The organism is Bradyrhizobium sp. CCBAU 25338 (assembly GCF_028128965.1).
In the GTDB taxonomy this organism is placed as follows: Bacteria; Pseudomonadota; Alphaproteobacteria; order Rhizobiales; family Xanthobacteraceae; genus Bradyrhizobium; species Bradyrhizobium liaoningense.
Window position 1 is genome coordinate 112,494 of record NZ_LFKY01000043.1, and the last position, 22,289, is coordinate 134,782.

At 64.0% G+C, this 22,289-nt stretch carries 24 protein-coding genes and 1 tRNA gene; 9 read left to right on the top strand and 16 right to left on the bottom strand.

The window, feature by feature from the left end:
- The first annotated feature begins 3 nt into the window (after positions 1-3).
- Positions 4-1,035, top strand: coding sequence for a Gfo/Idh/MocA family protein (locus ACM42_RS34065; RefSeq protein WP_271532481.1), 1,032 nt, complete (start codon positions 4-6; stop codon positions 1,033-1,035).
- Here the strand turns inward: ACM42_RS34065 and ACM42_RS34070 are convergent.
- A complete protein-coding gene (locus tag ACM42_RS34070) occupies positions 1,032-2,615 on the bottom strand; it encodes a hypothetical protein (RefSeq protein WP_271532482.1) in 1,584 nt (527 codons plus the stop codon). The two genes, ACM42_RS34065 and ACM42_RS34070, sit on opposite strands and share 4 nt — an antisense overlap.
- 239 nt (positions 2,616-2,854) lie before the next feature.
- Between ACM42_RS34070 and ACM42_RS34075 the strand changes: the two genes are divergently transcribed.
- From ACM42_RS34075 to ACM42_RS34085, 3 genes are all read left to right on the top strand, one after another.
- On the top strand, positions 2,855-3,361 hold the full coding sequence (locus ACM42_RS34075) for a hypothetical protein (protein ID WP_271532485.1): 507 nt from the start codon (positions 2,855-2,857) through the stop codon (positions 3,359-3,361).
- A 74-nt stretch (positions 3,362-3,435) separates the two neighbouring features.
- Positions 3,436-3,876, top strand: a complete 441-nt coding sequence (locus ACM42_RS34080; protein ID WP_271533696.1) for a hypothetical protein — start codon at positions 3,436-3,438, stop codon at positions 3,874-3,876.
- A gap of 140 nt (positions 3,877-4,016) precedes the next feature.
- Entirely contained in the window at positions 4,017-4,778 is a 762-nt protein-coding gene (locus tag ACM42_RS34085; RefSeq protein WP_271532486.1) for a glycosyltransferase family 2 protein, read from the top strand.
- Between the two features lie 118 nt (positions 4,779-4,896).
- Here ACM42_RS34085 and ACM42_RS34090 read toward each other — a convergent pair.
- Positions 4,897-4,972 (bottom strand) — tRNA-Trp (locus tag ACM42_RS34090).
- Positions 4,973-5,119: 147 nt separating this feature from the next.
- Here ACM42_RS34090 and ACM42_RS34095 point away from each other — a divergent pair.
- A complete protein-coding gene (locus ACM42_RS34095) occupies positions 5,120-6,355 on the top strand; it encodes a serine hydrolase domain-containing protein (RefSeq protein ID WP_271532488.1) in 1,236 nt (411 codons plus the stop codon).
- Between the two features lie 207 nt (positions 6,356-6,562).
- On the opposite strand, the gene ACM42_RS34100 is transcribed toward ACM42_RS34095, so the two are convergent.
- Together ACM42_RS34100 and ACM42_RS34105 are read right to left on the bottom strand one after the other, a co-directional pair.
- Positions 6,563-7,330: an SDR family NAD(P)-dependent oxidoreductase gene (locus ACM42_RS34100; protein ID WP_025037031.1), complete on the bottom strand. Its 768-nt coding sequence runs from the start codon at positions 7,328-7,330 to the stop codon at positions 6,563-6,565.
- 66 nt (positions 7,331-7,396) lie between these two features.
- Positions 7,397-8,095, bottom strand: coding sequence for a histidine phosphatase family protein (locus ACM42_RS34105; protein ID WP_271532491.1), 699 nt, complete (start codon positions 8,093-8,095; stop codon positions 7,397-7,399).
- Between the two features lie 135 nt (positions 8,096-8,230).
- Here ACM42_RS34105 and ACM42_RS34110 point away from each other — a divergent pair, with 135 nt between their 5' ends.
- The 3 genes from ACM42_RS34110 (at position 8,231) to ACM42_RS34120 (ending at position 11,509) form a co-directional block, all read left to right on the top strand.
- On the top strand, positions 8,231-9,016 hold the full coding sequence (locus tag ACM42_RS34110; RefSeq protein WP_028182362.1) for an SDR family NAD(P)-dependent oxidoreductase: 786 nt from the start codon (positions 8,231-8,233) through the stop codon (positions 9,014-9,016).
- Positions 9,017-9,858: 842 nt separating this feature from the next.
- Positions 9,859-11,031 carry an acetylornithine deacetylase gene (argE, locus tag ACM42_RS34115; RefSeq protein WP_271532492.1) on the top strand — a complete coding sequence of 391 codons (1,173 nt, stop codon included), beginning with the start codon at positions 9,859-9,861 and terminating at the stop codon, positions 11,029-11,031.
- A gap of 127 nt (positions 11,032-11,158) precedes the next feature.
- Positions 11,159-11,509 (top strand): immunity 8 family protein, encoded by a 351-nt coding sequence (locus ACM42_RS34120; RefSeq protein WP_271532494.1) that lies wholly within the window; start codon positions 11,159-11,161, stop codon positions 11,507-11,509.
- A 73-nt stretch (positions 11,510-11,582) separates the two neighbouring features.
- Here the strand turns inward: ACM42_RS34120 and ACM42_RS34125 are convergent, their stop codons facing one another.
- The 4 genes from ACM42_RS34125 to ACM42_RS34140 form a co-directional block, all read right to left on the bottom strand.
- Complete coding sequence (locus ACM42_RS34125; protein WP_271532496.1) at positions 11,583-12,209, bottom strand: LysE family translocator; 627 nt, start codon at positions 12,207-12,209, stop codon at positions 11,583-11,585.
- Between the two features lie 21 nt (positions 12,210-12,230).
- A complete protein-coding gene (locus ACM42_RS34130; RefSeq protein ID WP_271532498.1) occupies positions 12,231-12,572 on the bottom strand; it encodes an NIPSNAP family protein in 342 nt (113 codons plus the stop codon).
- A 402-nt stretch (positions 12,573-12,974) separates the two neighbouring features.
- Positions 12,975-14,033, bottom strand: a complete 1,059-nt coding sequence (locus ACM42_RS34135) for a phosphotransferase family protein (protein WP_271532500.1) — start codon at positions 14,031-14,033, stop codon at positions 12,975-12,977.
- Positions 14,034-14,173: 140 nt separating this feature from the next.
- Positions 14,174-15,409, bottom strand: a complete 1,236-nt coding sequence (locus ACM42_RS34140) for an acyl-CoA dehydrogenase family protein (RefSeq protein WP_271532502.1) — start codon at positions 15,407-15,409, stop codon at positions 14,174-14,176.
- Between the two features lie 214 nt (positions 15,410-15,623).
- Here ACM42_RS34140 and ACM42_RS34145 point away from each other — a divergent pair, with 214 nt between their 5' ends.
- Positions 15,624-16,289: a TetR/AcrR family transcriptional regulator gene (locus ACM42_RS34145; RefSeq protein WP_194393328.1), complete on the top strand. Its 666-nt coding sequence runs from the start codon at positions 15,624-15,626 to the stop codon at positions 16,287-16,289.
- An 85-nt stretch (positions 16,290-16,374) separates the two neighbouring features.
- Here ACM42_RS34145 and ACM42_RS34150 read toward each other — a convergent pair whose 3' ends face one another.
- The 8 genes from ACM42_RS34150 to ACM42_RS34185 form a co-directional block, all read right to left on the bottom strand.
- Positions 16,375-16,590 carry a hypothetical protein gene (locus tag ACM42_RS34150; RefSeq protein ID WP_271532505.1) on the bottom strand — a complete coding sequence of 72 codons (216 nt, stop codon included), beginning with the start codon at positions 16,588-16,590 and terminating at the stop codon, positions 16,375-16,377.
- Between the two features lie 177 nt (positions 16,591-16,767).
- Positions 16,768-17,997, bottom strand: a complete 1,230-nt coding sequence (locus ACM42_RS34155) for a CaiB/BaiF CoA transferase family protein (RefSeq protein WP_271532507.1) — start codon at positions 17,995-17,997, stop codon at positions 16,768-16,770.
- A gap of 180 nt (positions 17,998-18,177) precedes the next feature.
- Positions 18,178-19,383, bottom strand: a complete 1,206-nt coding sequence (locus ACM42_RS34160; RefSeq protein ID WP_271532509.1) for an MFS transporter — start codon at positions 19,381-19,383, stop codon at positions 18,178-18,180.
- 120 nt (positions 19,384-19,503) lie between these two features.
- A complete protein-coding gene (locus tag ACM42_RS34165; protein ID WP_271532511.1) occupies positions 19,504-19,674 on the bottom strand; it encodes a hypothetical protein in 171 nt (56 codons plus the stop codon).
- A gap of 42 nt (positions 19,675-19,716) precedes the next feature.
- Positions 19,717-19,920, bottom strand: coding sequence for a hypothetical protein (locus tag ACM42_RS34170; RefSeq protein ID WP_061030115.1), 204 nt, complete (start codon positions 19,918-19,920; stop codon positions 19,717-19,719).
- A gap of 26 nt (positions 19,921-19,946) precedes the next feature.
- Positions 19,947-21,281, bottom strand: a complete 1,335-nt coding sequence (locus ACM42_RS34175; RefSeq protein ID WP_271532514.1) for a PQQ-dependent sugar dehydrogenase — start codon at positions 21,279-21,281, stop codon at positions 19,947-19,949.
- Positions 21,278-21,730 carry a DUF2231 domain-containing protein gene (locus tag ACM42_RS34180; protein ID WP_271532516.1) on the bottom strand — a complete coding sequence of 151 codons (453 nt, stop codon included), beginning with the start codon at positions 21,728-21,730 and terminating at the stop codon, positions 21,278-21,280. The genes ACM42_RS34175 and ACM42_RS34180 overlap by 4 nt, the downstream gene beginning before the upstream one ends.
- A gap of 272 nt (positions 21,731-22,002) precedes the next feature.
- Positions 22,003-22,176 carry a hypothetical protein gene (locus ACM42_RS34185; RefSeq protein ID WP_246790101.1) on the bottom strand — a complete coding sequence of 58 codons (174 nt, stop codon included), beginning with the start codon at positions 22,174-22,176 and terminating at the stop codon, positions 22,003-22,005.
- Positions 22,177-22,289 lie beyond the last annotated feature (113 nt).

Sequence of the window (22,289 nt, forward strand, 5' to 3'; positions counted from 1 at the left end):
CCAGTGAAGCCAGGCATTGGCATCATCGGGACGGGCATGGTCGGCCAGATGTGCCACCTCGCCAATTTCGCTGCCAATCCCGCCTGCCGCGTCGTCGCGATCGCCGATCTGCGGCCGGATCTCGCTGCCGCCGCGGCGCAGAAGTTCGGCATCTCGCGGGTCTACGGCACGCACCGGGAGCTGCTTGCGGACAGCGAGGTGTCCGCCGTAGTCGTGGTGACGAAGCGGCGCGCAACCGGCCCGATCGTCCTGGACGCGTTGGACAGCGGCCGCCACGTGCTGTCGGAAAAGCCGATGGCCTACACGACGGTTCAGGCCGAGACGCTGGTCGAAGCCGCGCGGCGACAGGACCTCATCTACAGCATCGGTTATATGAAACGACACGACGCCGGCGTGGCACGCGCGCTGGCCGAGCTGGCGCGTATCCGCGCGGACCAGTCACTCGGACGCATCGTCGCCGCGCGAGGCTGGTGCTTCGGCGGCGACACGGGCCGAGCGCAGGACAATTTCGTGATGACCGGCGAAGCACGGCCGGACGGACTCGAACTCTGGGAGGATGGTCCCGACTGGATGCCGCGCGCGATGCGCCCCGGCTACGACAATTTTCTGAATGTCTTCAGCCATATCATCAATCTGGCGCGGTACGTGCTCGGACCATCGCCGAGGGTCGCCGAAAGCTCGATCGAGACCATCGGAGCCGCGCGCATAACCCTCGACTTCGACGGCATCGCTTGCACGCTGGATCTCGTGAACGGAGCCGAAGGTGCCTGGCGCGAGGGACTAACGATCGATTTTGAGCGCGGTGCTGTGACCTTGAAATTGCCCCCGCCGTTCGCCGAACAAGAGGCGGAGGTCATTGTCGACCACGACGGTCAAAGCACGTGGCTGACGGGTGAAGCGAGCTGGGCATTTCGGCGCCAGGCCGACGCCTTCGTTTCCGATATCGCCGAACGACGCAGCCCCCTAGCGTCCGGCGAGGATTCGGTGACCGACATCGCGCTTGCAGAGACAGTCTGGAAGCGGTGGGCTAATTAGCGGCCAGGCTTGACACTCTCGCTTGCGCGGTCGAGCGGCAAGATGCCGGCGATCGGGCCCACCTCGATCGTGACCTGCGCAATTTGAGACAGAAACTCTGCAAGGCCACAGCGCTCCAGCAACCGACACGCGTAGTATTTTCGCACCAATGTCTGGTTCGACACGGCTCCAGGCCCCGGCTGCAACAAGATCGTCGCCTGCGGCCCCGACGGATCGAAATGACGGAATGCAGTTCCTGGAGCAACCCGCTTCTCCTCCATCTCCTGCAGGATGTCGGGCCGCTCGGAATCCAGAGAAAATCCGAAGAAGGGCTGATTGCCCCAGGCAAGGCGAAGCATGCCGGTGACTTCGGCCAATCCGAATGGCACGTGACGTGAGGAGGAACCGACGATACGATCGTCGAGCGCGTAGACGGTCGCCGCAGGCTGCACCCGATCGGCGAGCGCGCGCGTCAGGGCCTCCTGCTTCAATGTTCTTGCCTGCATGAAAACATAGTCGTTCCAGAGCGTGCCAAGGGACACGATCATGCTCAATCCGAACATGACCGCGAAGGCGGCACCGGCACCCGTCCAGCGTTCGGCTTGTCGCTTGAATGCAAGGAGTGCGAGCGCCGCCGGCACGCCGAACATCAGCAGATGACGGCTCTCGTAGAAATGCGTGGAAGACGGCCGGAGCCCGGCAATCAGATAGGGAGACGACAATGCGACGAACAAGATGACGGCGAGCACGAGCGGCAAGGCGATATCGGCTCTGGACGCAGTCGACTTTTTGTCCGGACGCAGCACCAATACTGCGATGCCGACGAGGACCATTGCCACGATGAAGAGCGCCGGAGCTTGGATTGCCGCCCGGATCGCGTCAGCCACGAGATCCCTGTAGCCGGTGACAAAGAACGCCCACCATCCCTTCGCCAATTCGCCGAGCGTCGGAAAATGCGCGCCATAGTGCTGCGCATATAAGCCGATTCGCTTGAACCAGAGAGTGAGCGTGCCCCAATAGACCAGAGGAAGCAGCAGCAATTCCGGATAACCCACAGCGTAGCGCCAGCCTGCCAGCCATGTTCGGCGAACAAAACCGTGCGCCGCGTCTCCGCCCCGCCATATCGCTACGAAAAGACCGAGCATCACGAAGGCATAGAGCATGATCGTCGAGTTCAGCGCGAAGCTCAGCAGGAACACGAGTGCACAGGCGACGCGAAGCAGCACATGCCGCAGACCGCGGGCGCTGAAGGCTCGCGTCAACAGCCACGCACCGACGAATAAGAGTCCAAAGCTGAAAACGTAGACCGAGTTCGCCTTTCCCGCCCAAAGCTGATACCCGGGATAGGTCCAGACAATCAGCGCGACGCCGACCGCTTCGGCGCGATCGAGCAGGCCGAGCCGCATCGCGATCAGTACCAGGCTCGTCGCGCCGAAGACAATTCCAGCGAATGCCAGCGATATCATCACGAGGACCGGGGCGCCCGTCCAATTCGCGAACGTATCGTAGCCATAGAAGATAGGATGGCCGGCACCATTCAAAAGGAAATCGAGGTCGATGAAATAGTCCGCACGCGGCTTGAGCACCAGCCAGTCGTCCATGAAGAGGCCGTCGTTCACGAGCATCGGCGCATGTGCAGCCAGCAACACGCCGAGGAGGACCGCTAGCGCACGCAGCAATGGAGACATCTCGGACGGAGGAACGGCATCGCGACACACGATTGGCATGCCCGTGTGACGACCGCAAGTCCGGGCGCCGGGCTCACTTGACCGGAAAAATACGACCTCCTATAGACTTTCGCTCTGGCTGGGCCTGAGAGGCGTCCGGGGCGATTTACGCAATGAACATGCTACCGGGCCCGGCGCAGGCCGCTGCGATTGGTCTCAGCATCGCCTTTCCACTGCTGTTGCTGTGTTACGCGCGCATCGCCGCCACCGGCGGATCCGGCCGCCGCTTCCGGCTGGCATGCGTCAGCGTCGTCCTGCTTTTCGCGATCGCCTGTATCGCGCTTCCAGGTCGACGCCACCTCGACGACGTACTTGGCGGTCTGCTCCTGTTGGCGACGGCGATGATGTTTTGCTACATCCTGTTCAGCCTGCTGGCCTGGGGCTTTACGGTGACGCTGCTCACGGCACTGGTCAAGACCGGACGTCCCCTCACTTTGGACCAATGGGCTGCGGCCTACATGCAGGGCGGCGACCTCGGCACCTTCACGCACAACCGCCTGAAACTCCTGATCAGCTCGGGGCTGGTGGTGACGGCAGACGGCCGGCTCGCCCCGACGGCCAAGGGGGTAGCGGTCGCATATCTGGTCAAACTTGTTCGTCTGTCGACGGGTCTCGGGTGAGCGGCACAATGTCCTTCGCTGTCGGACTTGTCGCCGTCGTCGTCTTCGCCCTGCTGGCGCCTGCCTTGCAGTTCATGGCCCGCGCTCGCGCATGGGCGCTGGGACCCGTGGTCCTGCTCGCGATCGCCGCGGTCGTCTCGCATGGTCTCGGCGTGATGCTCGGAATTTTCGCCATCCCGCAATTTCAGTATTGGAACGCCGCGTCGATTTTCGGATTTTGCGTCATGGCTTACGTTTTCGCCTTTGGCGCAGTGTATAAATCGGTTTCCCTGGACATCCTGCGCGGCCTCGTCGACCGGCCCGGTCGCAGGGCCCCGGTTTCGGACATCGCCGAAAGGCAGGTTCCAGATCTATTCCGGGGACGAATTGGGAACCTGGTCGATGGCGGCCTGGTCGAACCGGTCGATTCGCACTTCAGGGCGACCGCGGCGGGCCGGAATATGGCGGGCCGCATCGGACGGCTGCGCCGCGCCTTCGGCATTGGCGACACCGGTCTCTACGATTTTTCCGACTAGTTGCGCGAAACACACACATCTCGGGTTTCGTCTCCGGTTGTGTGGACCATGTCCGGAGCCACATTGTTCGCTCGGCTCAGATGACCTAGAGTTGCCTCGGGGTTCTACCAGTCAAGGGTAGCCGGCAACGGCGGCGCAAGATGACACCTTCCAGGGCGGCAAAAAAGCTTACAATCGTCATTCCTGCACTGAACGAGCAGGACAAGATCGCCGACACCATCGACGGCGTGCTGCCGCTCGCCCGCGAGCTGCTCGACGATTTCGAGATCTTCCTGATCGACGATGGCAGCACCGACGCCACCGGCGCGATCATGGACGAGTTCGCCGCCGGCGAGCCACGCATCATCGTGCATCACAACGCAGAACGGCGGGGTGTCGGCGCCGGCTTCGAATTCGCCCTGTCGCGCGCGAAGTTCGATGCCATCACGCTCATTCCCGGCGATCATGCCTTTCAAAACGAAGGGATCGCCCGGATGTTCAAGGCGGCGGGCGCCGCCGACCTCGTCATCACCTATCGCGACAACCAGTCGGACCGCTCCATCAACCGCTCCCTCCAGTCGCATTCCCTGCGGTTCATCCTGAACTGCCTGTTCGGCTTCTGGCTGTCCGACTACCACAGCATGATCGTCTACCCCGTGAGATGGCTGCGCCAGATCGCGGTCAAGGCCGACGGCTACGGCTATCAGATCTGCGCATTGATCTCGCTGCTCCAGCTCGGCCTCTCCTACGTCCAGGTCCCCGTGAGCCTGAATGCGGAGCTGAAGGGATCGTCCCGCGCGCTGCGGCTGCGCACCTATTTCGAGCTCGTCGGCACCATCGTCTCTCTGCTGCGCCGCGTTCCCATTCGGAACGTCGATTTCAGCCAAATTCCGCCCGACGCGGAGCGGACCCTCGCGCGTTGAGGCGCGCCCCGCGGGCCTCGGCGCGGGACCTCGGATATTTGGACCGGCTTTCGGCTATACGTACGAGGGACACCTTGTCCCTACCCCGCCAGCATCTCATCTAAGTGACTGATTTTACTGGCAGGAGTGGCAGGGCTCGAACCTGCGACCCCCGGTTTTGGAGACCGGTGCTCTACCAATTGAGCTACACTCCTACGAACCCGCGTCACCGCGGATCAGGGGCGCTTTCAAGCACAAGGGACGGCCGGTTTGCAAGGGTGAACCGCGTCGGCTTCGCTTGTTTGTACCGGGGTTTCTGGGCCACAGTCCGTTCACGATAACAAAAACGACCGGGAGTGCCCATGACCGCGACAGCGACCGCCACAGCCGCCCCACAGGCAACGACCGCGCTCCAGACCCCGCCTGTGCCGGACGCTCGCCCCGAGACGCTCGGGCTGTCGCGTCCCCGTCTCCAGGCCATGTCGAACGCATTCAAGCGCGAGATCGACAAGGGAACCGTTCCCGGCGTCACCGTGCTGGTGGCCCGGCGCGGCCAGATCGGCTGGTTCGAGGCGCTCGGCAAGCAAGGCCCGGCGGGCGACGCAGCAATGGCGCGCGATTCGATCTTCCGCATCTTCTCGATGACCAAGCCGATCGTCTCGGTCGGCATCATGGCGCTGGTCGAGGATGGCCAGCTCCTGCTCGGCGACGCCGTCGCAAAATTCATCCCGGAATTTGCGAGCCAGAAGGTCGGCGTCGTCAAGGACGGCAAGTTGGAGCTGGTGCCCCCGACGCGGCCCATGACCGTGCAGGACCTGCTCCGCCACACCTCTGGCCTCACCTACGAGCACCAGGGCGACGGCCCCGTGCACAAGCTCTACCAGGAGTCCCGCGTCCGCAGCCGCAAGATCAGCAACGCCGAGCACGCCGCGCTGGTGGCGAGCTTTCCGCTGGTCTGCCAACCCGGTGCCGAGTTCAACTACAGCCGCTCCACCGACATCCTTGGCCGCATCATCGAGGTCGTCAGCGGCAGGACGCTCGGCGCCTTCCTCACCGAGCGCGTGCTCGCGCCGCTCCAGATGGCCGAGACCGGCTTCTCCACATCCGAGGCCAATGCCGGCCGGCTCGCCGAGCCGTTCGCGGCCGATCCCTGGACCGGCGACAAGGTCGCGTTGTTCAACATGCTCGAGCAGCCGGTGATGGAGTCCGGCGGCGGCGGCCTGGTGTCGACCGCGATGGACTATGCGCGCTTCTGCCTGATGCTACGCAACGGCGGCACGCTCGACGGCAACAGGGTCATCGGCCGCAAGACGCTGGAGCTGATGGCCGCCGATCACCTCGGGCCAGGCGTTGCAATCAACGGCACCCTGCTCTCGCCCGGCCACGGCTTCGGTCTCGGCTTCGCCATGCGCCGCGAGGCCGGCATCGCGCCGTTCCCCGGCAGCGTCGGCCAGTATTTCTGGAGCGGCATCGCCGGCACATTCTTCTGGATCGACCCGAAGGAGGATCTGTTCGCGGTGTTCATGAGCCAGGGCCCCGGACAGCGCGACTACACGCGGACCTTGGTGCGGGATCTGGTTTACGCGGCGGTGGAGTGAGGCGGCGTCCGCATAATCTCGTACGGTGACGCTGCATCCTCACATTCGCTGTCATGCCCCGGCTTGACCGGGGCATCCAGTACGCCGCGGCGGATGTGGTAAGAGCGAGCTCTCCAATGAAGGCCTCTGGAATACTGGATCGCCCGCCTCCGCGGGCGATGACACCGGTTGTTGGGTGGGCTTCGTGCCTCTTCTACGCTCTATCGCTCAACTGATCGTCGCGCCGCCGTCGATCACCATGGTCTGGCCGGTCATGAAGTCGCCGGCCTTCGAGCCCAGGAACACCGCCGCGCCGGCGATCTCGTCGGGGATGCCGATGCGCAGCAGCGGCGAGCGCGAGGTCGAGGCTTTCAGGTTCTCCGGATTGTCCCACAGCGCCTTGGCGAAATCGGTCTTGATCAGGCCCGGCGCAATGCAGTTCACGCGGATGTTGTGCGGGCCGTATTCGCAGGCGAGGTTGCGCGCGAGCTGCATGTCGGCGGCCTTGGAAATCGCGTAAGCACCGAGGATGGTCGAGCCCTTGAGGCCACCGATCGAGGAGACGATGATGATCGAGCCGTCCTTGCGCTCGATCATCTGCGGCACCACCATCGAGATCAGCCAGTTGTTGGCGACGATGTTGTTGTCGAGGATCTTCCTGAACTGATCGTCGGAGATGCCGGCGAGTGGACCGTAATACGGGTTCGAAGCGGCGTTGCAGACCAGCACGTCGATCTTGCCGAAGGCGCGGTTGCTCTCGTCGACGAGGTTTTGCAGATTCTCCTTCGACGAGATGTTGGCGGCGACCGCGACCGCGGTGCCCTTGCCGAACTTGTCGTTGATCCCCTTGGCGACCTGCTCGCAGACGTCGGCCTTGCGCGAGGAGATTACCACCTTGGCGCCGTGCTCGGCCATGCGCTCGGCGATCGCAAGCCCGATGCCGCGCGTCGATCCCGTGATGACGGCGACTTTCCCCTTCATGTCGAACAAGGTCATGTGTCTCTCCCTGAGTACGATTTGATTGGCCCGAAACTCATATCGCTCGCGCGAGCGACAGCCGCTTCAGGCGAGCTTCTTGACTTCCGGCCCCGCCGGCTGGTGCATCGCTGCATGCGCAGCATCCGCAATCCACGGCTGCTGGTTCACCATCGGCAGCCGCCAGACGGTGCGCTCGGGACTTGCAAAATAGTCCAACCGCGTCACCGAGCAATTGTCGATGTCGAACGACAGCCCCCGCTCCGGCTGGCCGTCGAGCGCGAGCCCCAGCGCCGCCTTGATCGTGCCGCCATGCGCGACTGCGATGATGTCCTGCCCTGCCGCCTCATTGGTGATCCGCTCGATGGTGCGGCGCGTGCGGTTGTAGAGGTCCATGAAGCTCTCGCCGCCGGGCGCGGGCTCGTTGATGTCGGCGAACCAGCTGGCGCCGACGGGGCGGCTCGCGATGAACTGGGCCCGGTTCATGCCCTGCCAGCGGCCGAGGTTCTGCTCGGCGAGATCCGCTTCCCGCTTCATCGACGCGGGCCTTGGGAAGCCGGCCGCCCAGATCGCCTCGGCGGTCTGGTGGGTACGCATCAGATTGCTCGAATACCAGACCGCCGTGCGTGGCAGCACCTTGGCAACAGCATTGAACACATAGGTATCGCTGGTGTCGCAGGCGATGTCGGACTGTCCGTAGATGTTGCCGCCGTCATTGCGCACCGGCGCGTGACGGACCCACCACCATCGCGTGACGACCACATTTGGCTTGTCTGCACCTGCCATCGAAACCCTTCCATCCCGTTTGATGTCGCTGTACGTGAGTAGCGAACGTGTCTCAAGACACTTTACCGTTTGAAATCTTGTTTGAAATTCCGCCGCGCGGCAAGCGCCACGCGGGACACCACAAGGGAGAAACGCATGGGCCGCCTGCAAGGCAAATCCGTCATCATCACCGGCGCCGGCAGCGGCATCGGTCGCGCGGCTGCGCTGCTGTTCACCAAGGAAGGGGCCAAGCTGATCGCAGTCGATCGCACCGAGGCGGTGAAGGAGACCGTCGAGGAGGTGAAGAAGGCCGGCGGCATCGCGGAAGCCATGATCGCGGATGCCGGCTCCGAAAAGGACGTCATCGCCGTGATCGACAAGGCGGTGAAGGCGCATGGCCGGCTCGACGTGATCTGGGCCAATGCCGGCATCTCCGGCGGGCTCGTTCCGCTCGCCGAGCAGACGGTGGAGCATTGGCAGGAGATCCTGCGCATCAACCTGATCGGGCCGTTCCTCGCGGTGAAATACGCGATGCCGCACATGGTCAAGCAGCAGTCCGGCGCGATCGTGCTGACCGCCTCCGTCGCAGGCCTCAAGGCCGGCGCCAGCGGTCATCCCTATGCCGCGAGCAAGGCCGGCGTGATCAGCCTGGTGCAGACCACGGCCTATTCGCTCACCGGCACCGGCGTGCGCATCAACGCGGTCTGCCCCGGCCTGATCGAAACCGGCATGACCAAGCCGATCTTCGACCGCGCCAAGGAGCGCGGCACCCAGGACAAGATCGGCCAGCTCAATCCGCTCAAGCGCCCCGGCCAGCCGCACGAGCTCGCGGCGATGGGACTGTTCCTGGCGAGCGACGAAGCCTCGTATGTCAACGGCCAGGCGTTCCCGGTGGACGGCGGCCTCACGGCGTCGATGCCGTATACGGGCAAGCCGGTTTAATTGGGATCCCGTGTCCCGGACGCAGCAGCGTTCTTACGCTGCTGCGCAGAGCCGGGACCCAGCAGGCTCCGCAACGCGCTGATGGATGGGCCCCGGCTCTGCAGCGCATCACTTCGTGCTGCGCAACGTCCGGGGCACGACCTCGTCGTTGAATGACTGACATGGGATCGCATCCTCGCGGCGCATCTCGCCCGAGCTTTGTTTCGTCGCCTCAAGTGAAAGAGGGCGCAGGGAAGACCGGGCGCCGGCTGGCACCCGCGGTCCACTGTGCGAAGTTGCAGTCAGAAATTTGCACAGCGGCATACAGGTGAAGCCAAACGTCCGGCCTTCCCTGCGCAGTGGTTTTTACGGCTTATGTCGCGCTCTCCCCGGGGAGCGATGCACTATTGCCCCCGTCGCCTTGCGGATGACTGACGGTGCGAAACCCGGTCGGGCCGCAACGTCACCGCAAGACTTGGCGCACAGACCCCGGGCGCCAGGACCACACGATTTTGCCGTACGCTGATGGCACCGGTCGTATGCGCGACACCTTGCTCACGGTCTCCCGCCCTGCAAGCCCGTTCGCGCCAACGCCATCTGCGTCCACCGCCGCCCGGCCCGCGTTCGTGACGATCGCGATACGCCCCTCTTCCTTGGGCCGGGTTGCGGCGACACATACGTCGTTTCCGAATTTCGGTAAAGCGGAATATTTTCGCCTGGGGGCATTGACCGACCGCTGGCCTGTTTTGCCCGACAGGCAACGCGATATCTTGTACTACCTGTGTTGATTTGCCCGACCGGGCGCCACATTGGTATGGTTCCTGCAAGTGTTTCAGCTTCCATTCCCGCGACAGAACGAGACAATGCCAAGCTCAAGACCCGACCGGATCCGAAAACTCCTCGCCGACCTCGTCGGTTTCGACACCATCAGCGACCGCACCAACCTGCCCCTGATCGCCCATATCGAAAGCTATCTCGCCGCGTTCGGCCTCAAGGGTGAGCGCATCGTCGACGAGACCGGCGAGAAGGCCGCGTTGTGGGTCACGATCGGGCCGGAGGATCGTCCCGGTATGGTGCTGTCGGGCCATACCGACGTGGTGCCCGTCGTGGGCCAGGACTGGAGTCATGATCCGTTCAAGCTGGTGGAGCGCGACGGCAAGCTCTACGGCCGCGGCACCACCGACATGAAGGGATTTGTCGCGGTGTGCCTCGCCATGGTGCCGGAGATGCTGGAGGCCGGGCTCAAGACACCGATTCATCTGGCGATCTCCTATGACGAGGAGATCGGCTGCGTCGGCGTGCGGCCGATGCTGCGCGAGGTCGCCAAGAAGAAGATCAAGCCGCTCGGCGCCTTCATCGGCGAGCCGACGCAGATGCAGGTCATCATCGGCCACAAGGGCAAGCACGGCGTGCGCGCCACATTTCGCGGCCTCGCTCGGCATTCCTCGATCGCGCCCGACGGCGTCAACGCGATCGAATATGCCGCCGAGCTGATTATCGAGATCCGCCGCCGTGCCGAGAAGCTTGCGGCCGCGCGGGCGAACGACAGCCTCTACGACGTTCCGCACTCGACGCTGCTCACCAGCATCGTCCATGGCGGCGCCGCGCTCAACATCGTGCCTGACACCTGCACGGTGGATTTCGAATGCCGCGGTATCGGCATCACGGAGTCGCGCGAGGTGACGGACGCGATCGCCGCCTGGGCCAAGGCCGAGCTCGCGCCCGCGATGAAGGCAAGGCACCCGGAGTGCGGCATCGATTTCGAGGAGATCCTCGACTATCCCGCGCTCGACACCGCGGCCGACGCCGCGATCGTCACGCTGGCCAAGAGCCTTGCGGGACGCAACGACCATGCCAAGGTCGCCTTCGGCACCGAGGCGAGCCTGTTCGCCAGCATGGCCGACATCCCCTCGGTGGTGATCGGCCCGGGATCGATCGCGCAGGCGCATACGCCGGACGAGTTCGTGGAGATGGCGGAGCTGGAGAAATGCGCAGGCTTCGTGGAAAAGCTGATCGCGCATTGTGCGAAGGGATAGCCGGAGGCGATGCTGCCGTAGGGTGGGCAAAGCGGAGCGTGCCCACAATCTGTATCCATCACAAGGATGGTGGGCACAGCGCTACGCGCCCTTTGCTCACCTAAAAAACGCATACGATGGTCCATCCATGGTTGTTGCCAAACTGAGATTTCTTCACAGTCCTGACGCGGATCCGCTTGAGGCTTTCTCGCCAAACGGACCATTTGGAATCCTGGTAATGGCTATCGTCGGCCAGGCCGACGGACCAGGACAAGAGTCTTTCGACTTCATGCTCTGCACGCCCGACTGGTTTAGTTCGAACATGAAGGCTGACTTCATGATCGGGAGGCACTATGTCTTCGTGAAGCAATACGACTATCCCCGGCTCCAAGCGTTCGTCGAAGCCTATTGTGCGGAATGCTCGGGAACGTCTTGGAAGGAAGTGGCGGAAAAACTGAGCCGCCTCGGAAAGTGGGAGTTCGAAGATTACATTCCCTAGCCGTCGACGGCAGCAAAGTAACTTCCCCCGTCGCTCGCAATAACGGGAGTGTGCGGGCACGGAGCGCCCCGCCTCACCGCTCCTGCAAGGCCAGCCGCACGCCGACCGCGCAGTAGATGGTCCCGACCACCTTGCCCTGCCACTTCACCACAGCTGGATGGCGGCGCAGGAGATTGCCGAGACGACCGGCGCCGACGGCGAAGACGACGGTGCTGAGCAAGCCAAGCAGCACGAAGACGATCCCGAGGATCGCAAGCTGAACTGCGGTCGAACCGTTCTCCGGCCTCACGAATTGCGGCAAGAAGGCGAAGAAGAACAGCGCAGTTTTGGGATTGAGCACCTCGGTCAGAACGGCCTGCCGAAAGGCGCGGCGCGCACTGATCGCAGGCGTGCCGCCATTCAGCTCGATGGGCGCCCTGTCGAGCATGGCGCGAATGCCGAGATAGATCAGGAACGCAGCGCCCGCATACTTGACGATGCTGAACAGCAGCGCGGAGGTCGCGACGATCGCCGACAGGCCGACGATCGCCATCGAGGTATGGATCAGGTCACCGACTGCGATGCCGGCACCGGTCGCGATGCCGGCCTTCGTTCCGGAACTTGCGGCGCGCGCCAGGGTGAGCAGCGTCGCCGGGCCAGGAATCAAGACGAAGCCCAGCACGATGAGGACGTAGGTGACGAGGGTGGCGTGATCGATCATGGGCGCGGCTCCGAAGACGGATCAGTGCGGGAGGCCGAGCGACGGCGAGTAGTCCACCGCCACAAGCAAGCGATCCTCGATCTGACCTACCATGAGTCCATGCTCCGCATGAGTCACCCGCTTGATCTCGGCCCACTCGGCATCGGCCATGAAGGCCGCCCATGCCGAAATCTTGGCCGCTTCGTCCGGCCATTCTAGGAGGTACGCGAACTCGGTCCGTTCGCCGAATGTTGTCTCCCACATCGCCACGATCTGGAAGCCGTACCGGGTTCGCATGATGCGGGCGGCGTGATCGCGGAAACGAGCGTGGAAGGCGGCCTTGTTCTTCTCGAAAATCTCGTAGATGCGCAGTTGCTGGACCATGATCATTCTCCGTGGAAAGGAGATATGGTCAGGTTCTGTCGCTGGACAAGCTGGGCCTGGCGCGACGCACGCGCGGACCCTTGTAGCCTCGATGGAGCGAAACGAAATCGAGGATGCCTCCTCCGCGGAAATATCCTGGATTACTTCGCTTCTGCCGTCGCACTTCGAGCTATGGCGGGCAAGTCGCTCGCAATGAATGTGGAATGAGCTCGCTTCATCACCAGTGTCATGCCCCGGCTTGACCGGGGGCATCCCGTACGTCGCGGCTTCTCGGTTCAAGCACTCGCGTCTCTGGAATACTGGATTGCCCGCCTTCGGGGGCAATGACAGAGAGTCTGTGGAGAGAGCGCTCCACCAAAATACGAAAAAGGCGCGGCCACGTCGGCCGCGCCTTCGTTCTACCTACACCGCGCCCGCCTTCTGCGCATATTCCCACGAGGCCTTCGACAGCGGCACGGTGCGCTTGGCTGACTCCAGCGCCTTGGCATTCGCCGCGGTGCCGTCGCGGACGCGGCCGGCGATGCCCTGGGTGATGCCGGCGAGACGGAACAGATTGTACGAGAAGTACCAGTTGAGATCGGGCACCGTCATCTTCGTGACGTTGCAGTAGATTTCTGCCGCCTCGTCCAGGGTCGGGATGTTGAGCGCCTTGAGGTCGGCGCCCTCGAGCCCCGGCATGATCCACTGCATCAACAGGTAGGTGAAGTCGGCCATGGGATCGCCGAGCGTCGACAGCTCCCAGTCCAGCACCGCCTGCACGCGCGGTTCCGTCGCGTGGAAGATCATGTTGTCGAGGCGATAGTCACCATGGACGATGGAGACGCGCGCCTGCTCCGGCACGGTCTTCGGCAGCCATTCGGCGACCTTCTCGAACTCGGGAATGTGCTGCGTCTCGGAGGCGCGATACTGCTTGGTCCAACGGTCGATCTGGCGCGCAAAATAGTTTCCGGGCTTGCCGAAATCGCCGAGGCCGATCGTAACAGGATCGAACATGTGGAGCTTCGCCAGCGTCTCGATCTTGCTGGTGAAAATCTTGCGCCGGTCGTCCGGCGCCTGGCTCGGCAGCGTCGGATCCCAGAACACGCGGCCCTCCTCCATCGACATGATGTAGAAGGCGGCACCGATGATGCTGTCGTCCTGGCACAGCGCATAGGCGCGCGCGACCGGAAAGCCCTGTTTGCCGAGCGCCGCGATCACGCGATACTCGCGATCGACCGCATGCGCCGACGGCAGCAATTTGCCAAACGGCTTCCTGCGCATCACGTAAGAGCGCTTCGGGGTGTCGAGCCGGTAGGTCGGGTTGGATTGGCCGCCCTTGAACTGCAGGACGACCAGCGGACCCTCGAACTCTTCAACGTTCTCGCGCATCCAGGCTTCGAGCCGCATCTCGTCGAAACGATGCCGCTCCTCGACCGGCTTGGTGCCCGAGAACTCCTCGTCTTTCCTGACGCCGTCAGCCACGGTGACGCTCCCTCTTCAGTCCTGACCATCAAAGGTCGAGCATGATCCTAATCGGTAACCGCTGACGCACTTGCGTCAAGCGGTCACCGCATCATGCCCTGTCGTTTCTTCAGATCGGGAGCGCCTCCCGGCCCTCCCTCTCAATGATTGGGAGAGTTTGCATACTTCCGAACCTCGAGCCTGGCAATGGCGCGATTGTGCACCTCGTCGGGACCGTCGGCGAGACGGAGCGTACGGATGTGGGCGTAGTCCTTGGCAAGGCCGGCCTCGTCCGACACGCCGGCGCCGCCGAATGCCTGGATCGCCTCGTCGATGATCTTCAGCGCCATGTTGGGCGCGGCGACCTTGATCATGGCGATCTCGGCCTGCGCGGTCTTGTTGCCGACCTTGTCCATCATGTCGGCGGCCTTGAGGCACAGAAGACGCGTCATCTCGATGTTGGTGCGGGCTTCACCGATGCGCTGCTCCCACACCGAATGCTCGACGATCTTCTTGCCGAAGGCGGTGCGCGAGGTGAGCCGCTTCACCATCTTCTCCAGCGCCTCCTCGGCCTTGCCGATGGTGCGCATGCAGTGATGGATGCGGCCGGGGCCGAGACGGCCCTGCGCGATCTCGAAGCCGCGCCCCTCGCCGAGCAGGATGTTCTCCTTCGGCACGCGCACGTTCTCGAGCAGCACCTGGGCATGGCCGTGCGGCGCATCGTCGAAGCCGAACACCGGCAGCATCTTCTCGACCTTGATGCCGGGGGTGTCGAGCGGAACCAGTATCTGCGACTGCTGCTGGTGCTTGGCCGCCTTGAAATCGGTCTTGCCCATCAGGATCGCGATCTTGCAGCGGGGATCACCGACGCCGGACGACCACCATTTGCGGCCGTTGATGACGTAGTGGTCGCCGTCGCGCTCAATGCGGGTCTCGATGTTGGTGGCGTCAGACGAGGCGACCGCCGGTTCCGTCATCAGGAAGGCCGAGCGGATCTCGCCGTCCATCAGCGGACGCAGCCATTTGCGCTTCTGCTCCTTGGTGCCGTAGCGCATGAACACTTCCATGTTGCCGGTATCAGGCGCGGAGCAGTTGAACACCTCGGAGGCCCAGGTGATGCGGCCCATCTCTTCGGACAACAGCGCGTATTCGAGATTGGTCAATCCCGCACCGCGGAATTCATCATCTTCATGCTCGTTCGGCGGCATGAACATGTTCCAGAGGCCTTCGGCCTTTGCCTTCTTCTTGAGGTCTTCCAGGATCGGGATGACCTTCCAGCGGTCGCCGCTCTTGTCCTGCTGGTCGTAGATCGGCATTGCCGGGCGCACGTGCTTGGCCATGAAGGACCGCACGCGATCGAGCCATTCCTTCTGCTTGGTGGACAGATCAAAATCCATGGGACGCTCCTCGTTTTCTCTCTCGCAAACCCTTTTGCGCCGGACTGTCCTCCCGCCGCGCGCGGCCCGCAAGCGCGAATGCGCGAAGCTGCGAGGCGCACCGGAACCCATCGCAGTTGCGAACGAGTCCTGATTGCGGATTGACTTTTCCCGACCTTCAAACGATAGTTTCATACAACTGTTTGAATTGCAACTCCCCTCCCAGAGGGCTCCCATGGCCAGCGATCATACGAGGTCTGCCATTCTCGCCGCCGCCGAACGGCTCTATGCCGATCGCGGCTTCGGCGACGTGACGCTGCGCGACATCGTTGCGGAGGCCAATGTCAACCTGGCAGCGGTGAACTATCATTTCGGGTCGAAGGACGAGCTGATCGCGGAGCTGTTCGTCACACGATCGATCGCCACCAACCGCGAGCGCCTGCGCGAATTGAAGGCGGCGGAGGAGCAAGGCGGCGGCCGCGCGCCGATCGAGGTGATCTTGCGGGCGCTGGTCGGGCCGACCTTGCGCGGCTGCCTCGGCCCGCAGAACCAGCGCTCCACCGCGGCGCGCTTCATGATCCGCGCCTCGATCGAATCCGTGCCGCCGATCCGCCGCATCAAGAACCGCGAAATCGATCATTTGCGGAAATTCGCCGGCGCGATGCGCCGCGCCCTGCCCGAGCGCAGCGAGGTCGATATCTACTGGGGCCTGAACTTCGCGCTCGCGATGGCGCACCACACCATCCGCGAGAGCGAACGGCTGACGAAGCTGTCGGAAGGCAAATGCGACCTCGACGACGTCGAGGACGTGGTCGCGCGCGTGGTCAGCGTCGCGACGATGGCACTGACGGCGGGAAAGGTCGAGGCAAAGCCGCGCGCCCTGGCGCGGGATGCGCGTTGATCAACGAAGATCGGTCGAAAGCCGCGCGAGGTCAGTCCCGCCTGCGGCAAGACCCTCGGAATTCCGCCTGTAGCAGCGACAGCGGTTACGCCTGCTGCGGCATCTCCTCGGCCTCTTCCTTGGCGAGCAGCAGCAGCATCTCGATACCCATCTCGCCTTCCTGCGGCGAGCGGATGAACTTTATTTCGTCGGCGCTTTGCCGCAGCGCAGCAACGATGGCGACGGCCTGATTGGCCGTTGCCGCCTCAGTCGCCAGAATGGCCTTCTGGTCCTTGGCCTGGAACCCGATCGTGTAGGACATTTGCTTCCCTCCCGAACTCAAGTGGAGAGATCGAATCAGAGTCTCGCGCGAAGGGGAAGCCTGTGCGACTACGGACAGGGATTATTTGGGGATTGTGCGCAAGCCTCAGGCAAGCCCCGGCATGGCGCGTGGGTCCTCGCCGTCGCACGGTCGCGCCGAGGCTCGCGCTCCCTCCGGCTAGATGATCCCCTGCTGCTTCAGCTGCTCGATCTTGCCGGCATCATAGCCGAGCTTGCCGCCGAGCACTTCTTCAGTATGTTCCCCTAACAGCGGCGGGGCGCGGTAGGTCTGGATCGGCGTCTCCGAGAGGGTCAGCGCGTTGCGGACCAGCGAAAGATCGGGTTTGAAGGGGTGGTCGACCTTCACCCGCATGCCGCGCGACTGGACGTGCGGATCGGAAAACACCTGCTCGAAATTGTTGATCGGACCTGACGGCACGCCGGCCTCCTCCAGCTTTTCCAGCCAGTAGGCCACCGGCTGTTTCAGGAACAGGCCGGCGAAGATCGCCATGATCTCCTTGCCGTGCACGACACGGTCGTTGTTCTTGACGAAGCGCGGATCGTTCGCGAGCTCGGGCTCGCCGAGGACCGCGCAGGTGCGCTGAAACTGGCCGTCGTTGCCGACCACCAGCATCAATTCGCCGTCGGCGCAGCGGAACACGCCGGCCGGCATGCCGCCATTGCCCCAGGTGCCGCGGCGCGGCGGCGTCTTGCCGTTGACGAGATAGATCTGCAGCCAGTGCGACAAGGATGCGATGACGGTGTCGAACAGGCAGACGTCGATGTGCTGTCCCTGCCCGCCATTGGCATCGCGATGGTAGAGCGCCGAGAGAATCCCGATCGAGGAGTTCATGCCGGTCATGTAGTCGACGATCGACGGGCCGACCTTCATCGGGCCCTCGCCCGGCTCGCCGTCGATATGGCCGGTGACGCTCATCAATCCGCCCATCGCCTGCAGGATGGCGTCATAACCGGCACGCGGCGCATACGGCCCGGTCTGGCCGAAGCCGGTCACCGAGCAATAGATGATACCGGGATTGATCGCCTTGATGGTCTCGTAGTCGAGGCCGTAGCGCTTGAGATCGCCGACCTTGTAGTTCTCCATGAAGACGTCGGCGTCCTTGGCGAGCTCCCGGACGATCGCCTGCCCTTCCGGCTTGGCGATGTTGACGGTGACGGACTTCTTGTTGCGATTGGCGCAGAGGTAGAACGAATTGTTGTTGTTGGCCTTGCCCTCGGGGTCGGTCAGGTAAGGGGGACCGAAGGCGCGCGCGTCGTCGCCGGTGCCCGGCCGCTCGATCTTGATCACCTCCGCGCCGAGATCGCCCAGCATCTGGGCCGACAGAGGCCCGGCAAGCACGCGGGTGAGGTCAAGGATCTTGATGCCTGAGAGCGGCAAGGCCGACATGTCGATTTCCTCCGGGGAACTGATCTTGGCGTGGCGGCGAGATCGAAAGGCCACGCTCCCTGCGGATACACTATTTTCGTGCCCTGAGCACTGCACTGACGGCATACGGCCATCTCCTGCCGGGCAGCAGCGCCAATTCCTGCCCGCAACTTTCCGCACCGCGAATATCGCCTCGACGTCTCAAGTTGCGCCCGCCGCGACCACCCGCGGCCGGCGGCGGCCGAGCAGGACCAGGATCAGCACCGCGGCGCAGGAGAAGACGAAGGTGAGAGCGAGCGCACCGCGGCTGCCGAACTGGGTCAGCAGGCCGACGAGGAGCGGCGGCGACACCGCCGATGCCAGATTGAGCGGCAGCGCGATCATCGACATGGCCTTGGCGAACTCGGCCTGGTCGTAGAACACGAGCGGGATGGTCGCCCGCGCCACCGCCATCGCGCCGCTGCCGGCGCCATAGAGCAGGATGAACACCGCGACCGCCCAGGTGGCGCCATCGCTCATCATCAGCAGCAGCATGGCGACCGGCAATGCGGTGCCCGCAACGAGCCCGGTCGTGATCCCGTCCCATCGGCCTCCACCGAGAAAATCCAGCCCTCGGGCGCTGACCTGGATCACGCCAAGCATCGAGCCGAACGCCAGCGCCCGAGCCGGCGCCAGCCCCTCCGCCCGCAAGAGCTCGATCAGGATGGCGCTGATGCCGAAAGTGACGAAGGCGTTCAGCGTGATCGCGGCGACGACGAGGCCGAACGTGCTCCTTGGAATCGCAGGCGGCCGCGACCGCCTTGTTGGCTCGGCGCCATCGTCCTTCGCGACGGACCGGCGCGGCGCGACAAACGCATAGAGCGGGAGACTGACGACGAGCATCATCGCCGCGTAGACGAGGCACGTCCCCCGCCAGCCGAGGTGACCGCTCAGGAACGAGGTGGTCGGCCAGAAGATGCTGCTGGACAGGCCCGTCACCAGCATGAGCGCGCCGATCGCGCTCTTGGCCCGCCGCCCCGCGACCTCGTTCAGCATGATATAGGCGCCGGTCGACAGCGTGGCGCTGCCGGCGATGCCGAGCACGATCCACGCGGCGAAATAAAGCATCGGCTCGCGCGCGAGCGACAGCAGCACGAAGCCCGGCGCAGTGACGATCGTGCCGACCATCATGACCGTCCGCGCGCCATGCCGCGCAAACGATTTGGCGAGCAACGGGCCGCACAGTCCCATCGAGACGTAGAGGACCGACGTCCCGGCGAACACCGCCGGCAGGCTCATGCCGAGATCTGCGGCGAGATCGCGCCCGACGATGGCGGGAAGGCCGATCGTGCCCCACCCGACCAGCTGCGTGATCGCGAGCACCAGCAGGACGCCGATGAGCCTGCCGTCAGATTTCAAGAACCGCATTCCAAACGTCGCCTGCCCACGAGGCGCAGATCGCGCCCGGCGGCACGTCATACCCGGTATACGGGACGAGCGGGAATGTCGGTTCCGAATGGCACCGCGGCGCCAGCCGCAGAGCGATTGTCAGGAGGTGTGGCCGGGATCGATGTGCTTCGGCGTCTTCTTGGCGCGCTGCGGCGTCATTTTGGCCGGGTCAGGCGCACCGGGCACGCCGCGCGGACCGAGCTGCTCGCGCTGGATGTCGTCCTCGGACCGGGGCGGCTCGACGCCGTTCTGCTCGCGAAGCTTGGTCATCGCGGCCTCCTTCTCTCGAACGCTATTCTGCGGCCAGGCGCTCTACACACCCAGCGCATTGTCGCCGGCTTCGCGGCCAGGCACGCTGACATGGACTTCATGTCCCTCACGAAGGGCCAGGGACGCCGCGGCCACCGCCGACTCGAAGGCGGCTTCCTTGGTGGCGTATCGGCTCTTGACGTCGCCGTCATGCAGCACGCCCCATTCGTCCTGCACCGGCACGATGGCATATTGAGCAAGGCCCATTGTCGAACTCCTCCCGTTCTCAATGTCTAACGTTGCGTCAGCTGCGGATGCGCCGCCGTCACCCGCCAGACCGTGTTGCCGCTGTCGTCTGCGACCAAGAGCGCGCCGGTCTTGTCGATGGCGACGCCGACCGGGCGGCCGCGGGCCTGGTTGTCGCCGTTGAGAAAGCCAGTGACGACGTCTTGCGCCGGACCGCTCGGCTTGCCATCCGTGAACGGCACGAACACGACCTTGTAGCCGTTGAGCACATGCCTATTCCAACTGCCGTGCTCGCCGACAAACGCGCCGCCGCGATAGGCGGCCGGCAGACCGGTGCCGGTGTTGAAGGCGAGCCCGAGCGGTGCGACATGCGAGCTCAGGGCATACCCCGGCACGATCGCCTTGGCGACGAGATCCGGCCGCTCCGGCTTGACGCGGGGATCGACGTGCTGGCCGAAATAGCTGTAGGGCCAGCCGTAGAAGCCACCGTCCTTCACCGAGGTCATGTAGTCGGGGACGAGATCGGGACCGAGCTCGTCCCTCTCGTTCACCACCGTCCACAGTGCGCCGGTCTGCGGCTCGAAGCTGAGGCCGTTCGGGTTGCGCAGACCACTTGCGAACACGCGCCAGCGGCCGCTGGCGCGATCGATCTCGAGGATGGCGGCACGGTTGTGCTCGGCCTCCATGCCGTTCTCGGTGATGTTGCTGTTGGAGCCGACGCCGGCATAGAGCTTCGATCCGTCGGGACTGGCGACCAGGCTCTTGGTCCAGTGATGGTTGATCGGTCCGCCCGGCAGCGGCGTCAGCACCGTGCCCGGCGCGGTGATCTTCGTATCCCCTTCCGTGTAGGGATATCTGACGACCGCATCGGTGTTGGCGACATAGAGATCGTTGCCGACCAGCGCGACGCCGAACGGCGAATTGAGATGGTCGAGGAAGACGCTTTGCGTCTCCGGCACGCCGTCGCCATTGCTGTCGCGCAGCAGCGTGATGCGATTGCTCGCGCCGGTATCGCCGCCGGAGGTCGCCCAAGACTCGACGAAGCCCATCACGATCTCTTTGGGCCGCTTGATCGAAGCCCCCTTCGGCGCCTTGGATTCCACCACCAGCACGTCGCCATTGGGCAGCACGTAGAGCGAGCGCGGGTGCTGCAAGCCCGTGGCGAAAGCCTTGGCCTGCAAACCTTGCGCGACGGTCGGCGTCTCGTCCTTCTTCCAGCCGACGATGCGGGCGATATGGATCGGCGGCACCAAATATTGCTGGATGTCGGGGAGTGTCGGGTTGGCGCCTACTTGCGCCCTGGGATCGCCGCTGCCGTCATTGCAGCCGGCCAGAAACAGCAGCGACGAGCACAACAGCATGTGGGTGAACAAGTGCTTCATCGCGCAACTCCCACGCCGTGGCGATAGACCATGGCCCAGCCGAGCCAGCCCGTGATCGGCAGGATCAGCACGGTGATCGCGGACAGAACGAGCCCGCTCGGCCACACCGAGGTCCAGGCATCGCGCATGTGGATCATCGTGTTGAAGATCGCCAGGATCAGCACCACCGCATTGCCGATCAAATGCGGCCAGGCCGGCGGCTGCGCCCGCACCAGCCGGTTACCGAGGAAATCGGTCAGGCCCGCGATGGCCGCCAGGACGCCGAAGATGACGCCGACGAGCAGAAGCCAGGCCGAAAAATCCGCCCACATGATCTCGGCGCTGACGACATAGGCGATGTCGGTCAGCAGCGCCCCGACAAAACACGCGATCGGGATCGGCACCAGCATCGGATGAATGGGATGACCCGCGATCTGCGCGGTGCTGCGCACGCGCACGTCTTCTTGCACGATTGGCCTCGTGTGACTTTTGGCCCCTGCCCGTGCGGCCAACTCAGGCTAGCGATGAAGGTTCCTACTGTTGTGCCGCAACCCGTGCGCGACCTGACAGGCCGCCCATGCGCGCCTTGGCCATCGTGAAGCGAGTCATGGCTCGCCCGCGTGCCTATATCCGCCGGGAACATCGGCCAGACCAAGTCCTTTACAGTCCACGCCCAACCCGCGAGAGGTCTTGTGCATAGATCGGGAATTCGGGCCCCAGGGCAATGCAACTCGACGCAGCCTCATCCGCTGATCGGCTTGACGTCGATAACATCTCCGTCATCGACGTGGTCCCGGATCGCTTCGAGCTCTGCCGCGTTGATCTCAAGCAGCCACTTTCTCCACTCCCGCGGATGTCCCTCCGGGGCAGCGAGTTCGCCGCCCGCTGTGTACCGGTACTTCGCCAGCGCGCCCATGGCCCGTTCCATTGCGCTCCCGTCCTTCAAAGTTACAACGCACCGCATCGCAAACCTCACGTGTTTCAGTCGTCGATGAGATTTCCACGGCGGCCCGACGTCACGTTGACTGG

Coding starts and splice junctions, on each gene's coding strand:
- ACM42_RS34070 (WP_271532482.1), bottom strand. CDS start 2,615: ATGGACGACTGGCTGGTGCTCAAGCCGCGTGCGGACTATTTCATCGAC.
- ACM42_RS34075 (WP_271532485.1), top strand. CDS start 2,855: ATGAACATGCTACCGGGCCCGGCGCAGGCCGCTGCGATTGGTCTCAGC.
- ACM42_RS34080 (WP_271533696.1), top strand. CDS start 3,436: ATGGCCCGCGCTCGCGCATGGGCGCTGGGACCCGTGGTCCTGCTCGCG.
- ACM42_RS34085 (WP_271532486.1), top strand. CDS start 4,017: ATGACACCTTCCAGGGCGGCAAAAAAGCTTACAATCGTCATTCCTGCA.
- ACM42_RS34095 (WP_271532488.1), top strand. CDS start 5,120: ATGACCGCGACAGCGACCGCCACAGCCGCCCCACAGGCAACGACCGCG.
- ACM42_RS34100 (WP_025037031.1), bottom strand. CDS start 7,330: ATGACCTTGTTCGACATGAAGGGGAAAGTCGCCGTCATCACGGGATCG.
- ACM42_RS34105 (WP_271532491.1), bottom strand. CDS start 8,095: ATGGCAGGTGCAGACAAGCCAAATGTGGTCGTCACGCGATGGTGGTGG.
- ACM42_RS34110 (WP_028182362.1), top strand. CDS start 8,231: ATGGGCCGCCTGCAAGGCAAATCCGTCATCATCACCGGCGCCGGCAGC.
- argE (WP_271532492.1), top strand. CDS start 9,859: ATGCCAAGCTCAAGACCCGACCGGATCCGAAAACTCCTCGCCGACCTC.
- ACM42_RS34120 (WP_271532494.1), top strand. CDS start 11,159: ATGGTTGTTGCCAAACTGAGATTTCTTCACAGTCCTGACGCGGATCCG.
- ACM42_RS34125 (WP_271532496.1), bottom strand. CDS start 12,209: ATGATCGATCACGCCACCCTCGTCACCTACGTCCTCATCGTGCTGGGC.
- ACM42_RS34130 (WP_271532498.1), bottom strand. CDS start 12,572: ATGGTCCAGCAACTGCGCATCTACGAGATTTTCGAGAAGAACAAGGCC.
- ACM42_RS34140 (WP_271532502.1), bottom strand. CDS start 15,409: ATGGATTTTGATCTGTCCACCAAGCAGAAGGAATGGCTCGATCGCGTG.
- ACM42_RS34145 (WP_194393328.1), top strand. CDS start 15,624: ATGGCCAGCGATCATACGAGGTCTGCCATTCTCGCCGCCGCCGAACGG.
- ACM42_RS34150 (WP_271532505.1), bottom strand. CDS start 16,590: ATGTCCTACACGATCGGGTTCCAGGCCAAGGACCAGAAGGCCATTCTG.
- ACM42_RS34155 (WP_271532507.1), bottom strand. CDS start 17,997: ATGTCGGCCTTGCCGCTCTCAGGCATCAAGATCCTTGACCTCACCCGC.
- ACM42_RS34160 (WP_271532509.1), bottom strand. CDS start 19,383: ATGCGGTTCTTGAAATCTGACGGCAGGCTCATCGGCGTCCTGCTGGTG.
- ACM42_RS34165 (WP_271532511.1), bottom strand. CDS start 19,674: ATGACCAAGCTTCGCGAGCAGAACGGCGTCGAGCCGCCCCGGTCCGAG.
- ACM42_RS34170 (WP_061030115.1), bottom strand. CDS start 19,920: ATGGGCCTTGCTCAATATGCCATCGTGCCGGTGCAGGACGAATGGGGC.
- ACM42_RS34175 (WP_271532514.1), bottom strand. CDS start 21,281: ATGAAGCACTTGTTCACCCACATGCTGTTGTGCTCGTCGCTGCTGTTT.
- ACM42_RS34185 (WP_246790101.1), bottom strand. CDS start 22,176: ATGGGCGCGCTGGCGAAGTACCGGTACACAGCGGGCGGCGAACTCGCT.